At 59.4% G+C, this 15,393-nt stretch carries 13 protein-coding genes; 8 read left to right on the top strand and 5 right to left on the bottom strand.

The window, feature by feature from the left end:
• Positions 1-51: 51 nt before the first annotated feature.
• Both TK42_RS20630 and TK42_RS20625 read left to right on the top strand, forming a co-directional pair.
• The gene (locus TK42_RS20630) at positions 52-1,875 is read left to right on the top strand and encodes a serine hydrolase (protein ID WP_103734998.1); all 1,824 of its coding nucleotides are present in this window, start codon (positions 52-54) and stop codon (positions 1,873-1,875) included.
• Positions 1,876-1,891: 16 nt separating this feature from the next.
• On the top strand, positions 1,892-2,683 hold the full coding sequence (locus TK42_RS20625) for a MipA/OmpV family protein (RefSeq protein WP_103734997.1): 792 nt from the start codon (positions 1,892-1,894) through the stop codon (positions 2,681-2,683).
• A 56-nt stretch (positions 2,684-2,739) separates the two neighbouring features.
• Here TK42_RS20625 and TK42_RS20620 read toward each other — a convergent pair whose 3' ends face one another.
• A complete protein-coding gene (locus tag TK42_RS20620) occupies positions 2,740-4,017 on the bottom strand; it encodes an ATP-binding protein (RefSeq protein ID WP_103734996.1) in 1,278 nt (425 codons plus the stop codon).
• Entirely contained in the window at positions 4,018-4,725 is a 708-nt protein-coding gene (locus TK42_RS20615) for a response regulator (protein ID WP_032880845.1), read from the bottom strand.
• Positions 4,726-4,882: 157 nt separating this feature from the next.
• Here TK42_RS20615 and TK42_RS20610 point away from each other — a divergent pair, with 157 nt between their 5' ends.
• Positions 4,883-6,082, top strand: coding sequence for an MFS transporter (locus TK42_RS20610; RefSeq protein ID WP_103734995.1), 1,200 nt, complete (start codon positions 4,883-4,885; stop codon positions 6,080-6,082).
• Here TK42_RS20610 and TK42_RS20605 read toward each other — a convergent pair.
• Positions 6,038-6,640, bottom strand: a complete 603-nt coding sequence (locus TK42_RS20605; protein ID WP_032880843.1) for a tRNA-(ms[2]io[6]A)-hydroxylase — start codon at positions 6,638-6,640, stop codon at positions 6,038-6,040. The genes TK42_RS20610 and TK42_RS20605 overlap by 45 nt on opposite strands.
• Positions 6,641-6,787: 147 nt before the next feature.
• Here TK42_RS20605 and TK42_RS20600 point away from each other — a divergent pair, with 147 nt between their 5' ends.
• Entirely contained in the window at positions 6,788-7,651 is an 864-nt protein-coding gene (locus tag TK42_RS20600; RefSeq protein WP_103734994.1) for a universal stress protein, read from the top strand.
• A 123-nt stretch (positions 7,652-7,774) separates the two neighbouring features.
• On the opposite strand, the gene TK42_RS20595 is transcribed toward TK42_RS20600, so the two are convergent.
• Positions 7,775-8,245 carry a DUF1289 domain-containing protein gene (locus TK42_RS20595; protein ID WP_078821225.1) on the bottom strand — a complete coding sequence of 157 codons (471 nt, stop codon included), beginning with the start codon at positions 8,243-8,245 and terminating at the stop codon, positions 7,775-7,777.
• Positions 8,246-8,641: 396 nt separating this feature from the next.
• Between TK42_RS20595 and acnB the strand changes: the two genes are divergently transcribed.
• Entirely contained in the window at positions 8,642-11,251 is a 2,610-nt protein-coding gene (gene acnB / locus TK42_RS20590; RefSeq protein WP_005787883.1) for a bifunctional aconitate hydratase 2/2-methylisocitrate dehydratase, read from the top strand.
• A 218-nt stretch (positions 11,252-11,469) separates the two neighbouring features.
• On the opposite strand, the gene TK42_RS20585 is transcribed toward acnB, so the two are convergent.
• Positions 11,470-12,747, bottom strand: a complete 1,278-nt coding sequence (locus TK42_RS20585) for a serine/threonine transporter (protein WP_005787881.1) — start codon at positions 12,745-12,747, stop codon at positions 11,470-11,472.
• Between the two features lie 554 nt (positions 12,748-13,301).
• On the opposite strand from TK42_RS20585, the gene TK42_RS20580 reads away from it, so the two are divergent.
• The 3 genes from TK42_RS20580 (at position 13,302) to TK42_RS20570 (ending at position 15,389) form a co-directional block, all read left to right on the top strand.
• Positions 13,302-13,802: a DUF4822 domain-containing protein gene (locus TK42_RS20580; protein WP_032880841.1), complete on the top strand. Its 501-nt coding sequence runs from the start codon at positions 13,302-13,304 to the stop codon at positions 13,800-13,802.
• Between the two features lie 53 nt (positions 13,803-13,855).
• Positions 13,856-14,290, top strand: coding sequence for a hypothetical protein (locus tag TK42_RS20575; protein ID WP_032880840.1), 435 nt, complete (start codon positions 13,856-13,858; stop codon positions 14,288-14,290).
• Between the two features lie 145 nt (positions 14,291-14,435).
• Entirely contained in the window at positions 14,436-15,389 is a 954-nt protein-coding gene (locus TK42_RS20570) for a 2-hydroxyacid dehydrogenase (protein WP_032880839.1), read from the top strand.
• The last annotated feature ends 4 nt before the right edge of the window (positions 15,390-15,393 follow it).

The following is a 15,393-nucleotide window of genomic DNA, read 5'->3' as shown; positions in this document are numbered from 1 at the left end:
CCCCCGCCGCCCTAGCATTCCAGCATCCAAATCATCATTCGGGTGCTCTTGATGTTTCGTAGACTGCGCGGTATCCCGCTATTGGGTTGCCTGCTGAGCAGTATCGGTTGCCACTCGCAACCGCCTGCTCCGCCGCCGATTCAAAAAGGCGATTACGGCGCGATCATCCGTTACCTGCAAACACGCATACCCCGGGAGATGGTCCGGGAAAATGTGGCAGGCTTGTCGATTGCCCTGGTCAATGGCCAGGAGTTGATCTGGGCCCGTGGCTTTGGCCTGGCCGACAAGACCCAGGGCGTGCCGGTTACGCCCAACACGGCGTTTCGCGCCGGGGGGATTTCCAAACTGATCACCGCCACGGCGGCGCTGCAGTTGGTGGAGCAACAGCGTCTGGCACTGGATGCACCGATCCAGCAAACCCTGCGTGAATTTTACGTACGCTCGCGCTTTCATGACGACCAGGCCGAAGCAGATCGCGCCATCACGTTACGGCGTTTGCTCAGCCATCAATCCGGCCTGCCCAGTGAGCACCTGCGTGACCTGCACAGCACCTATGCCATGGGGCAGATGCCGATGCGCGTGTCGGGCGTATGGCTGAGCAGCCCGCCCGGTTTTCAGGTGGCTTATTCCAACCTCGGCTATTCGCTGGTGGGTGCCGCCATCGAGCGCAGCAGCGGCAAAAGCTTCGAAGCCCAGCTACAAAGCAGCCTCTTGACCCCCTTGCACATGAACCAGGCCAGTTTCCTCGGCACCGGCGCGCAATTGAGCTTTCGCGCCCTGGGTTATGAGGACGGCAACGCCAGCACCGACGCCCAGGTACGCGACCTTGCCGCCGGTGGCCTGTGGGCCAGCCCCAAGGATCTGAGTCACTACGTGCAGATGTTGTTTGCCAAAGGCACCTACAAGGGCAACCGCGTGCTGGGCAGCGCTTCAATAGATCAAATGTTCACCCAGCAAAACACCGGCAACGCCTTGGATTTTGACTGCCAGATGGGCCTGGGCTGGTTTCTGGCGCCATGCGGTGACGAGCCGATTGCCCCCGGTGTGCGTACTTACCAGCACAGCGGCGGCGGCGATGATTTCGCCGCCCAGGTGACTCTGCTGCCGGACCAGCAACTGGCCGTGATCATCATGGCCAACGACAGCAATGCCGAAGAGATGGTGGTGTCGCTGTCCATCGACAGCCTGCGCCTGATGCTTGAGGCACAAACCGGCGAGCGCCCCTGCGCCGACGACTGCCAGGCTCCCGGCCACGGTCTGAAACTGCGCCACGTGCCAGCGGCCGTCGACCGCAAGCGCCTGGCCGGGTTCTACGCGACCCCCTGGGGCGTATTCCGTATCAAGGATGACCGTGAGCGCCTGGCTGGCGAACTGGCCGGCTACACCTTCGACTTGTTGCGCGATGACCAGGGCTGGCTGCGTGCGCAGAAAAAGGTCCTGGGTTTTTGGCTCAAGGACCTGGGCGACCTGGGTCGCATCCAGCTTGATGTAGTGACGGTACAAGGCCGGCAGATGCTCACGGCCCGCAGCCACGGCCAACGCATTGCTATCGGTGAGCGCATCGAGCCGCCGACCCTGTCTACGGCTTGGGCCGACACCATCGGCACCTATCAGGTACTCAACAGCCATGAACCCGACGCACCGTTGAGCGGCATCAGTGTGCGCCTGGAAGATGGCTTCCTGGTGATACGCGGCCAATTGCACGACGAGCCTCTGACTGACTACATCCTGCTGCCGGTCGACAACGCCCACGCGGTACTCGCCGGCACCGGCTATGGCCTGGGCGACACCGTCAGCCGCCAGGTCAACGGGCTGAGCGCTTCGGGTTATTCCTTCAAACGCACCCAGTCCCCCCACACACCCTTGAATTTCTAACCTGGAGAAACACCTGATGCACGCAAAAAACCTGTGCCTGTCAGTGACCTCACTGTGCCTGCTTGCCGCCGCCGACACGGCGCTTGCCGAAGACTGGCAATACAGCCTCAAGGCCGGCATAGCCAACGCCCCCCGCTACAGTGGCAGCGACGAACGCATGACGGCGCCTGTGCTGGGCGGCAAAATCATCAGCCCTTGGGGCGTCTTCCTCGACACTGATACGGGCCTGGGCTGGGGTTATGAAGGCAATGCCTTGAGCTTCAGCGCATACGTTGGCGCAAGCGATTCGCGCAAGGATAAAAACGAAAGCATGCATGCCGGCTCCAAACGCCTCAAAGGCATGGGCGAGATCAAGTCACGCACGCAATTGGGGGTGAGTGCCGCGTACAACCTCGGCGGTGTGATCATCGGCGCCACCCTGGAACATGCGCTTGAAGAAGATAAACACAAGGACACCGGCAAGGCTTTTACCCATCTGGAGTTGAGCCTGGGGACCAATCTCTATGAAGGCCGTTACGGTTCCGTCGATACCGCCATCAACAGCCACTTTGGTGACCGCGACTACCTGCAGACCTGGTACGGCGTGACCACCGGCCAAGCCGCGCGCAGCCGCTTCAAGGCATACAAGGCCAGCGGCGGCAATATCAGCAATGGCATGAACCTTACGTGGAGCTTGCCAATCAGCGAGCACACACAGTTCTCGACGCTGCTGGATGTGCAGTACCTGGCGGATAAAGCGGGCAAGAGCCCGATTGTGGAGCGCCGCTTGCAGACGTCGGTGATGGGGATGGTGGAATACACCTTCTGATTCAAGTTGGTAACCCAATCAAAATGTGGGAGGGGCAGTGCAGTATTCAAAAGGTGTTACTCGCCATACGCCCAGGTCATCCGAAACGACGCCCCGCCCCACTCCGAATCCAGCACTTCCACCTGCCCGCCATGCCACTGGCTGACGCGTTTGACCAATGCCAGGCCCAAGCCAAACCCTCCAGTACGGCGGTCGCGGCTGGCATCGAGGCGCAGGAACGGTTCGAAGATCTTGGTGCGGCCCTCCAGCGGCACGCCTGGGCCATCGTCATTGACCCGTACTTCATAGCCGTTGCCGAACTTGACCAGCGACACTTCCACGCGGCGATCGGCATAACGGATGGCGTTACGCAGCAGGTTGATCACCGCCCGCGCCATAAAGCGTGGCTCGATGCGGATAAAGTCGACCTCACAGGTACGCAGCGATAACTGCACCCCCTGTGCTTCGGCCTCCAGGGCCACACTGCCGATCACGCTGTCGAGCCAGCTGTGGGCTTCGATGTTCTCGCGGGTGACCTGGGTGGCACCGCGCTCCAGGCTGGCGTAGGTCAACAGTTCGGAAACCATTTCTTCCAGCTCGCCGAGGTCGGCGTACATATCGGCAATCAACTCGCTGCTCTGGCGTGGATCGACCTGCTGGCGCAGTTGATCAAGTTCAAACGACAAGCGCGCAATCGGCGTGCGCAATTCGTGAGATACGGCGTTGGTGAGTTCGCGCTGGTTGGCGATCAGGCTCTCGATGCGCTCGGCCATCTGGTTGAAGTGCCCCGCCAGTTCGCGCACGGTGGAACGCCTTGGCAACAGGATGCGTGAGCCGAGGTCATTGTCACCAAAACGTTGCGCCGCCAGGCGGATATGCTCCAGGTCACGCCAGTGCGGGCGTACCCAGAAATACAGGACGATGGCCAGGCCTGCGCCCAGAAAGCCATAAGCCCACAAATACAGCCATTTGGGTTCTTCCGGCAGCTGGATCTCAAGTAATTGCGGGCCGCCGTCAATCGCTGACAGGAACTTCATAAAATCCTCGCGTACCACCACTTGGTCACTCGCCAGGAGTTTCTGTTCGCGCTCGCTCAGGTGCTGGGCGTCGCGCTGCACCAGTTTCAGGCGCAAGCCATAATGCGGTTGCAGCTCAGCCAGGCGTGCCTGGCGCGCCTCTCCCTGTACCGGTCGCAATTGTTCCACCAGGGCCCACGCCGGGCCGCGCAAGGCTTCACGGTTATAGGTCTCGTTGGACTCGGGCATGTACGCGTCCAGGCCATAGTTGACCAGCCAGACCGACCCGGCCAGGCCGAGCGCGAGGATCACATAGAGGCGCAGATACAAGCGCAGCATCTAAACCTCCCACGCAAACGGATTGAACAGGTAACCCTTGCCCCAGATGGTTTTGATGCACACCGGCTCGCGAGGGTTGTCGTTGAGCTTGCCGCGCAATTTGCTGATGTAGACATCAACGCTGCGATTGAGGCCATCAAAGGCAATACCACGCATACGGTTGAGGATGTCATCGCGCGAGAGGATCTTGCCCGAGCTGCTGGCCAGTAACCACAGCAACTCGAACTCCATGGTCGTCAGATCGATGGTCTGACCGCCCAGGCTGACGACCCGGCAACTGCGATCAATCGACAAGCGGCCGAACTCCAGGGCACCCCGCGCCGCGGGTTCGGGCACCTGGCGGCGCTGCAACGCACGCAAACGTGCAAGCAGCACTGGCGGCTTGATCGGCTTGATCACGTAATCGTCAGCACCAGACTCAAGGCCCAGGATATGGTCCAGATCGTCTTCCTTGGCTGTCAGGATCACGATGGGCGTGTCTGACACATTGCGAATTTCGCGGCAAACATGCAGCCCGCTCTGGCCCGGAAGCATCAAATCGAGCACGACAATCCTGGGTTTGAAGTCCAGGAACGCCGCCAGGGCTTCATCGCCCCGGTGCACGACACGCACCTCAAAACCATGCTGCGACAGGAACTGCGCGATCAGCCCTGCCAGCTTTTCATCGTCCTCAACGAGCAGGACCTTGCCCAGACCCAGGTTTTCCATAAGTTCTCAGTGTAGAAACGCAGATTGAAGTGCGCGCATTATAGGTGGCAAGCAGGCGCACAGAAGCAGCTGGCCAGTACGAGCTGATGAAGCTTCATGCTTTTAAGAGTTTTTAACAAATAGCCTGCAATCTTTAACGCCATTCTCAAGGAGTTGTATGCGCAAGGATTATCTGGCGTTCTTCGTTTCGCTGTTCCTCTCGCGGCTGGCCGACCAGATCCTGCTGTTCATCGTGCCGCTGATCGTGTTCCAGACCACTCAAAGCGTGTCGTGGGCGGGCCTGGCGTTTTTTGTCGAATCGCTGCCGCGCTATCTGGCATTTCCGGTGTGCGGAGCCTTGTGCGACAGGTTTTCACCCGTACGCATTCTGCATATCAGCCAGGTGTATCGGGCACTGGCCTGCGTGGTGGCGGTGGCGCTGTATGGGCTGTTCGACGGGATCCATTGGCTGGTGATGCTGTCCGCGTTGTGCGGGGTATTGACCACTCAAGGCATCATGGCGCGGGAGGTGGTGATGCCGCATGTCTTCCAGCATTACACCTACGCCAAGACCTTGTCCTATTCGCAGATTGCCGACCAGAGCGGCCTGGTGCTCGGGCCGTTGCTGGCAGCGTTGATGCTGCAGGTTTGGGCCTGGCCCTGGGTGGTGCTGGCCATCGCCGCACTGTTTGTTCTCGCTGACCTGGCAATGCTGATCTGGCAGCGCAACACCACGGTGAGCCTGCAAAGCCGTGAGCAGCACCCGGGTATCTGGCTGCAACCGCTGCGCACCGCGTTTGGCCACATCCGCAACCTGGTGGAACTCAAGCGCATCATCATTCTGGCAGTCGGCGTGAACCTGATTATAGGGGTCACACTGGCCACCTCGGCCGCCATGGTTACCGGCCAATACGCCGCCGACAAGGATGCCTACGCCCTGCTGCAAGCCGCCGGCGCGCTGGTCACCATCGGGATTCTGTTTTACCTGGCACGCTCGTCACTGCCGTTGAAAGTAATGGGTGGGCTGTCGTATTCGATGATTGCGGTCGGCGCGCTGATCACCGCCGTCAGCCCCGGTGTGTGGGCGTATGCCGTGGGCTTCCTGCTGGTGACGGGCTTCGACAAGATGTTCAACGTGTACCTGCGCAGCACCCGTCAAAAAGTGATCCCGGTGCAGGATTTCGGCAAGACGGTAGGCGTGATCACCTTGCTCAACAACCTGCCGCAGCCGTTGGCGGGCCTGATGATCGCCGTGCTGGCAGCGCCGTTGGGCACGCAAACGGTGATCCTGCTGCTCGCCGGGATCACCGCCTTGATCGGCGTGGCGGTGGCCTCAGGCTGGCACGCCACTGTGAAAGCGGAACTCGATGTCGGGTGATTCGATCAGCTCCTGCTCGGCCGCCCTCACCCGCTCGATCACCTGGGCGATGTCCTTGGCGTCGCCATACTGGTAGGCCAGCTTCAAGTAACCCTGGAAGTGCCGGGCTTCGCTTTTGAGCAAACCGAAGTAGAACTTGCCGAGCTCTTCGTCCAAATGCGGCACCAATGCTTCGAAACGCTCGCAGCTGCGTGCTTCGATAAAAGCGCCGACCACCAGGGTGTCCACCAGCTTGACCGGCTCGTGGCTGCGCACCACCTTGCGCAAACCCGAGGCATAACGGCCCGCGTGCAGTTGGCGCAGTTCAACCTTGCGCTTCTTCATCAGGCGCATGACTTGCTCGTGGTGCACCAGTTCTTCGCGGGCCAGGCGCGACATCATATTGATCAGGTCAACATGGCCGTGGTACTTGGCCATCAGGCTCAGGGCGGTGCTGGCGGCTTTGAATTCGCAGTTCTTGTGGTCGATCAGCAGGGTTTCCTGATCGGCCAGAGCGGCCTGGACCCAGGCGTCGGGGGTGCGGCAGCCGAGGAATTCGTGGATTTCGGGCAGGTTCATCGGGCTCACGGGCAAAGGATCACAAAAGGGCGCCGATTATACCGACCCCGCCGCAGACCACCAGCCACCGGCCTTGATGTGCATCAACATGACGTCTGGCGGGCAGCAACTATAGTTGTTGCATGCCCCTTCCTGGAGATCCCGATCATGCAAGCCATCCGCAGCATCCTGGTGGTCATCGAGCCCGAGCATTCGGAAAGCCTGGCCCTCAAGCGTGGCAAGCTGATTGCCGGGGTGACCGACGCACATCTGCACTTGCTGGTCTGCGACAAGAAACACGAGCATTCGGCGCTGTTGAGTGTGCTCAAGGAGGGTTTAAAGAACGACGGTTACAGCGTCTCCACCGAGCAGGCGTGGAACGAAAGCCTGCATGACACCATTATCGAGGTGCAGCAAGCCGAAGGCTGCGGCCTGGTGATCAAACAGCACTTTCCCGACAGCCCGCTGAAAAAAGCCCTGTTGACGCCGGCGGACTGGAAGCTGCTGCGCTATTGCCCGACGCCGGTGCTATTGGTCAAGACTGCTACGCCATGGGCTGGCGGAGTGATTCTGGCGGCCATCGATGTGGGCAATACCGACAGCGAACACCGCTCACTGCACAATGCGATCATCGACCATGGCTTTGATATCGCCAGCCTGGCCAAGGCGCAACTGCATGTGATCAGCGCCCACCCGTCGCCGATGCTGTCGGCAGCCGACCCGACCTTCCAGCTCAAGGAAACCATCGAGGCGCGCTATCGCGAACAATGCAAGGCATTCCAGGACGAGTTCGACGTGGACGGCAGGCACCTGCATATCAAGGAAGGCCCGGCCGATGTGCTGATCCCGCATATGGCCCATCAGCTGCACGCGGCGGTGACCATCATCGGCACCGTGGCCCGCACCGGGATTTCGGGGGCGTTGATCGGTAATACAGCGGAGGTGGTGCTGGATGCGGTGGAAAGCGACGTGCTGGTGCTCAAGCCACAGACGTTGATGGATCATCTGCAAGAACTGGCAACCAAGCCCTGAAGAACAATAGAGGGCAAAATGTGGTAGGGGGCTTGCTCCCGATAGCAGTGGGTCAGTGAAGGATGGGCTGACTGACACACTGCTATCGGGAGCAAGCCCCCTCCCACATTTGGATGCATGCTGTCAGGTAGACAGCGCATCTCTCAGAAACCCCGGGGCGATATAGCGCTGGTAATGCGCCTCGGACAAGATAAAGAACTCCCGGTCAATCGCATCGCGCAGGTCCGGCAAGGGCCAGTCGCGAAACTCCGGCAACAACACCATGCCGTACGCCTCAAGGTTATTGATCACCCGCGCCCCGCGTGCGATCAACTGGTAGGCCCAGCAATACTCGGACTGGTGCGGCACGAAGCGGATCTTGCGTTGCTCCAACTGCCCGCGCAGGGTCTTGGGGTCAAACACCTCCACTTTGCCGGCCATCACCTGCACCAGCAGTTGCTCAAGCCTGAGCCAGACTGCACGCTTTTCTTCTTCGTTATAGCCATTCCACTGGATCACTTCATGGTGGAAGCGCTTGCAGCCGCGGCACACGAGGTCGCCGTAGACCGTGGAGCAGAGGCCGACGCAGGGGGTCTTGATGGTTTGGTTGGACATGGGCGACAACACGCAAATCAGCGAAACAGTGCGCCATGTTAGCCCTTTGTCTAAGGTTGATCACCCAGCAAACTTGGCCAGGCAACTTACCTTTAGATTTTTTTTGCCGTAGAATCACCCGGCCTTGTAAGGCGCCAATAATCCGCTGGAAGCTGTTTTCAAAGCGTCACGAGCACAGTCGTTCCTTCAGAACGGTGTTGGCGTGGTTTCGACCCGATAGGTCAGAGCCCACGCCAACCCTCATCAGCTCCGTTCTGCAGGCGTAAAACTTTGAAAGCAGCTTCTGTAAAGGAATGCCGGCAGCGCTGGCTTTGCGGCCCAAAAAGCCCCTGAGCGCATGCGTGCCGTTCATTTCTGGATGAGCGTCCCGTGGGACCACTGATGAGGGTAATAACTGTGCTTGAAGCCTACCGCAAACATATCGAAGAGCGTGCAGCACTGGGTATCGTTCCCCAGCCGCTTAACGCCGAACAAACCGCAGGCCTGGTCGAGCTGCTGAAAAATCCTCCGGCTGGCGAAGAAGAATTCCTCGTTGACCTGATCACCAACCGCATTCCACCAGGCGTTGACGAAGCTGCCTACGTCAAGGCCGGTTTCCTGTCTGCCCTGGCCAAGGGCGAAGCCACTTCCCCCCTGATCGACAAGAAACGCGCTGTTGAACTGCTCGGCACCATGCAAGGCGGCTACAACATCGTGACGTTGGTCGAGCTGCTGGACGACGCCACCCTGGCGCCCGTCGCGGCCGCCCAACTCAAGCACACCCTGCTGATGTTCGATGCGTTCCACGACGTCGCCGAAAAAGCCCGCAACGGCAACGAACACGCCAAAGGCGTGATCCAGTCCTGGGCTGACGGCGAGTGGTTCCGCAACCGCCCTACCCTGGCCGACAAGATCAGCCTGCGCGTGTTCAAGGTTACCGGCGAAACCAACACCGACGACCTGTCCCCGGCGCCTGACGCCTGGTCCCGCCCTGACATCCCGCTGCACGCCCTGGCCATGCTGAAAATGGCTCGTGAAGGCATCGTGCCGGACGAGCAAGGCAAGACCGGCCCGATGAAGCAGATCGAAGAAATGCGCGGCCAAGGCTTCCCGATCGCCTACGTCGGTGACGTGGTCGGTACCGGTTCGTCGCGTAAGTCGGCCACCAACTCGGTACTGTGGTTCTTCGGTGACGACGTGCCTTACGTGCCGAACAAGCGTGCTGGCGGTTTCTGCTTCGGCAGCAAGATCGCTCCGATCTTCTACAACACCATGGAAGATGCTGGCGCACTGCCAATCGAATTCGACGTCACCAACATGAACATGGGCGACGTGATCGACCTGTACCCTCATGCTGGCAAAGTCTGCAAACACGGCACCGACGAAGTCCTGACCACCTTCGAAATGAAGACTCCGGTACTGTTGGACGAAGTTCGCGCCGGCGGCCGTATCCCGCTGATCATCGGTCGCGGCCTGACCGACAAGGCCCGCGCCGAACTGGGCCTGGGCCCTACCGACCTGTTCAAGCTGCCTGAAGCGCCTGTCGACACCGGCAAGGGCTTCACCCTGGCACAGAAGATGGTCGGCAAGGCGTGCGGCCTGCCGGAAGGCAAAGGCGTTCGCCCTGGCACCTACTGCGAGCCGAAGATGACCACCGTGGGCTCCCAGGACACCACCGGTCCCATGACCCGTGACGAACTGAAAGACCTCGCGTGCCTGGGCTTCTCGACCGACCTGGTGATGCAGTCGTTCTGCCACACCGCGGCGTACCCGAAGCCGATCGACGTGACCACCCACCACACCCTGCCTGACTTCATCATGACCCGTGGCGGTGTATCGCTGCGTCCGGGCGACGGCATCATCCACAGCTGGCTCAACCGTATGCTGCTGCCGGACACCGTCGGTACCGGTGGCGACTCCCACACCCGTTTCCCGATGGGCATCTCGTTCCCGGCCGGTTCCGGTCTGGTCGCGTTCGCCGCAGCCACTGGCGTAATGCCACTGGACATGCCGGAATCGATCCTGGTGCGCTTCAAAGGCAAGATGAAGCCTGGCATCACCCTGCGTGACCTGGTTCATGCCATTCCTTACTACGCGATCCAGGCTGGCCTGCTGACCGTAGAGAAGAAAGGCAAGAAAAACGCCTTCTCCGGCCGCATCCTGGAAATCGAAGGCCTGAACGATCTGACGCTGGAACAGGCTTTCGAGCTGTCCGACGCCTCGGCTGAACGTTCGGCTGCCGGTTGCACCATCAAGCTGTCCAAAGAGTCCGTTACCGAGTACCTGAACTCCAACATCACCCTGCTGCGCTGGATGATCGGTGAAGGCTACGGCGATGCCCGCACCCTGGAACGTCGCGCCCAAGCGATGGAAGCCTGGGTTGCCAACCCGGAACTGATGGAAGCCGATGCCGACGCCGAATACGCCGAAATCATCGAGATCGACCTGTCGGAAATCAACGAGCCGATCCTCTGCGCGCCTAACGACCCGGACGATGCCCGTCTGTTGTCCAGCGTTGCCGGCGAGAAAATCGACGAAGTGTTCATCGGTTCGTGCATGACCAACATCGGTCACTTCCGCGCTGCCGGTAAGCTGCTGGAGCAGGTCAAGGGCCAGCTGCCGACTCGTCTGTGGCTGTCGCCGCCGACCAAGATGGACGCTCACCAGTTGACCGAAGAAGGCTACTACGGCATCTACGGCAAGGCTGGCGCACGCATGGAAATGCCGGGCTGCTCGCTGTGCATGGGTAACCAGGCACGTGTAGAACCGAACTCCACCGTCGTGTCGACGTCGACCCGTAACTTCCCGAACCGCCTGGGTGACGGTGCAAACGTCTACCTGGCATCGGCCGAACTGGCGGCAGTGGCCTCTACCCTGGGTCGCCTGCCGACTGTCGAAGAGTACATGGGCTACGCAGCGAAACTGGACACCATGGCCAGTGACGTCTACCGCTACCTGAACTTCGACCAGATCGCCGAGTTCCGCAAGATCGCAGCAAGCGCCAACATCCCGGTGATTCAAGCTTAAGGGTGTGTTGATGTAAAAGACGCCGCGTATCGCAAGATACGCGGCGTTTTTTTATGCCTGGAACTAACCTTTACTGCCAACACAAAACCAATGTGGGAGCTGGCTTGCCTGCGATAGCTATGTATCAGTCATGAATGTAATGACTGACACATAGCTATCGCAGGCAAGCCAGCTCCCACATTTTTAGAGCTGTGCAGTCAGATAGACCGCATCAGGGCTTAGGCAACCAGCGAATACACCAATGCCGTAATGGCAACCAAGCCGACGGCTGTGACAAACACATTCGACGCCTGCCCACGGTACTTGGCCATGGCCGGAACCTTGCGGATCGCATACATCGGCATCAGGAACAGGATCGACGCAATCACCGGCCCACCCAGGGTCTCGATCATACCGAGGATGCTTGGGTTAAGCGTGGCGACGATCCAGCACACCACCAGCATGAAGGCGGCGGTCATGCGGTCCAGGGTCTTCGGTGCCGGGCGGCGACCGGTCTTGACCACCAGCCCCTTGAGACCCTCGCTGGCACCGATGTAGTGGCCCAGGAACGACTTGGCAATCGCCACGAACGCAATCAACGGGGCGGCAAAAGCGATGGTCGGGTTGTCGAAGTGGTTGGCCAGGTACGACAGGATCGACAGGTTCTGCGCTTTCGCCTCGGCCAGTTGCGCGGGCGACAGGGTCAGCACGCAACTGAACACGAAGAACAGCACCATCGCCACCATCAACAAGTGAGCGCGGGACAGGATCTGCGAACTGCGCTCCTCGGCGTGTGCGCCGTACTGGCGTTTCTGGTCAACCGCGAAAGCCGAGATGATCGGCGAATGGTTGAACGAGAACACCATCACCGGAATCGCCAGCCACAGCGTATTGAGCAGCGCCGACGGTGCCGGCACCTCGCTGGCAGTGCTGAGAATGCCGCCATTCCAGTGCGGCACCAGGTACACGGCCAGGAACAGCAAGGCGACGATAAACGGATACACCATCAGGCTCATCGCCTTGACGATCACTTGCTCGCCGCAGCGCACCACGGCCAGCAGGCCGAGGATCAGCACAAACGCCAGGATCGCACGAGGCGGCGGCATGATGTGCAGTTGGTGTTCCATGAAGCTGCTCACGGTATTGGTCAGTGCCACGCTGTAGATCAGCAGGATCGGGAAGATCGCGAAGAAATACAGCAAGGTGATCAACGCACCCGCCTTGATACCGAAATGCTCTTCGACCACGTCGGTGATGTCTGAGCCTTCACGGCCAGACAGCACGAAACGGGTCAGCCCACGGTGGGCAAAGAACGTCATCGGGAACGCCAGTAACGCCAGGATCACCAGCGGCCAGAAGCCCCCCAGGCCCGCGTTGATTGGCAGAAACAAAGTACCGGCGCCAATGGCGGTACCGAATAGCCCGAGCATCCAGGTGGTGTCCTGGCGGCTCCAGCTTGTGAGGGTTGCAGGTGTCGTTGCATAGCGTTCGTCGACGCTATTGGCCTGATCATTCATCCGGTCGGATCTCCGCATTCACATGGCCAGCACGAGTCAGAAAAACCTGACAGGCAGCGCCCTGGCCGTAACAAGGGCCGGATTGTCCGGGATTCTCTTGAATAAGCAAAGACTTAGATGAGGAACGGTAATGCAGTGCAAAGGCTGGAAGGCAGCCCATGGGGCGGCTCAGTTGATTCAACGCCAGATGTCCACCGCCTTTACCCACCTCACGAACGCCCCTGCCAGCGGGGCATTGGGAGGGTCGATCACGCAAGGCCGATGAAGCTTTGTTTAAATAAACCCAGTCACTCAAAGTTCGCCAGTGGGGAGCCGCTGACAGAGACCCAATATCAATTAAAGTTAAACACCCTCACATATAAGAAAGTTCTTACATACAGTTAATCAACGCCTCTCGATTGAAACTCTAATGATTGCGGCATTTGTTGCAAGGGTTTTCCCAGGCATTGAGAGCCCCTTCTATCACGTTTATATTCCAGTCCAGTTCAAAAAAAACAAAAGCATCTAAACCCACCACAGCAGAATTAAAAACCTCACTCATCAGGAGCGACTAGATGAACAAACACAACCTTATTTTCTCCCTGATACTTGCCACCGGAATACTCAGCCCATTGGCCAGCCAAGCACAACCGGCAGTAGAAAACTCAGACGCAAGTGCCCTGGGTACATCCCCCCGCTGGCTGACGACAAAAGTTTATATAGAAGGCGCCCCGGAGATCGACGTAAAGGACAAGTACCCAGGTGTCGTTGGAATATCAGTGTGGGACCCTGAACGTAATCGCTACGAATTTTTCTACACCGATACCGGGCTATCAAAATATGACAACGGCGGCGGCGGTTACTTCATGGTAACGGGTGACAAGAAAAACCATATCCTGATACCGGATAAAGGTGCAACGAAAACCATCGTCAGAAAACTTGAGACGTTGAACAATCAGGAATTCACTTATTCTCGTGAAGTGCCGCGCGACATGATCGACGCCAACCCTCTTGTTCGAATACATGTGGTTCATGCGCCCTATACCGGATCAGTCAAAACCACCCCCACCCACTAACCCTCAACACTCATCCCACGAGTAGCGACAATACTCATAAAAGGCCTCACTCAATGAAAACACTATTAAAGCCTTTACTGGCGTCTGTTTTATTGCTCTCTACCCTTGTTTCAGGCGGCCTTCATGCGCAGGCTTCCACGTCAGGAAAACCTGTCGCCATCAGCGCTGACAATGCGGTCATGTTGACCGTCTTCCTCAAACATGACCAATCTCGCAACTTGAACGAAATAAGAACAAAACTCACCGAACAGGAACTCTTTAAAGTATTCCCTCCTGAAGGGGTAGAGATTGTCAGTTGGAACATCGCCATGGGGATCGGTCACGTCATCGTTCTACGCTTCCCCGCCTCGCGCCTGCGGGAAGTCAATCTCGCCATCGAACGCTCTGCATGGGGCCCCTTCAGGACGGAGTTCTTTCCTACCTACGATTACATGGACATCGTAGCGGCCGAACAGAGCAAGGTGCGCAAGCCCGTACCCGCTAAATAATTCGCACGCGTGCAAACAGCGTCTCCCACTCGCCGAGACGCTGGCACTTTTCGCAAAATCAGTGGCGCTTTCTCTGCGCCCTCAGCATTTCACACAACACAAATGCAGCATAATCCGAGCATCGAACTCACCGGAGAGCTGCCCCATGCCCACCACCGTTCTAGTCCTGGTTGAAACCATCAACGAATACCTGCAAATCATCGAAAGCAATGACTTTCACGTGATCCTGGCGCCGACGCCCGCAGAACGGGCCCAGGCGATCAAGGCCCACGCAGGGCAGATCAAGGCCGTGCTGACCCGCGGGCCGCTGGGGCTGTATGCCGAGGAAATCGCCGCGCTTCCATTGCTGGAGATCATCTGCGTGATCGGTGCTGGCTACGAGCATGTAGACCTGCAAGCGGCAAGCAACCGTGGGATCGTGGTCACCAACGGTGCCGGCGTGAACGCCCCCTCGGTGGCCGATCACGCCATGGCGCTGCTGCTCTCGCTGGTGCGCGGGATTCCCCAGACCGATGCCGCCGTGCGGCGCAGCGAATGGCCGAAGGTCATGCGCCCTTCCCTGGCCGGCAAGCAACTGGGAATTCTCGGGCTCGGTGCCGTGGGGATGGAAATCGCCAGGCGCGCCGCCCTCGGCTTCGGCATGGAGGTGAGCTATCACAACCGCCAACCCCGCGATGACGTGGATTACACCTACTGTTCAACGGCCGTCGAACTGGCGCGCACCTCGGACTTCCTGATCCTGGCCACGCCAGGTGGGGCCAGCACTCGCCATCTGATCGATAAACATGCGCTGGATGCGTTGGGCCCCAATGGCTATCTGGTGAACATTGGCCGCGGCAGCGTGGTGGTGACCGCTGACCTCGTGGCTGCCCTGGAGCAACGGCGTATCGGCGGCGCCGCGCTGGATGTATTCGACGACGAACCCAAGGTGCCCGACGCCCTCAAGCGCCTGAGCAATACCGTCCTGACCTCTCATGTGGCCGGCCTGTCACCGGAGGCGGCCCATGACACCGTGCAGCGGGTGGCCGACAACCTGGTGGAATACTTCGCCGGCCGTCCGGTGCTCACGCCGGTTGCGCTGCCAGCGCCCGCAAAATGACCGA

Origin of the sequence: Pseudomonas sp. GZJR-8 (genome assembly GCF_002916705.1) — a bacterium.
Taxonomy (GTDB): Bacteria; Pseudomonadota; Gammaproteobacteria; order Pseudomonadales; family Pseudomonadaceae; genus Aquipseudomonas; species Aquipseudomonas synxantha_A.
Note: the sequence above shows the minus strand (reverse complement) of the source record. Positions and strands in the feature narration are given on the sequence as shown.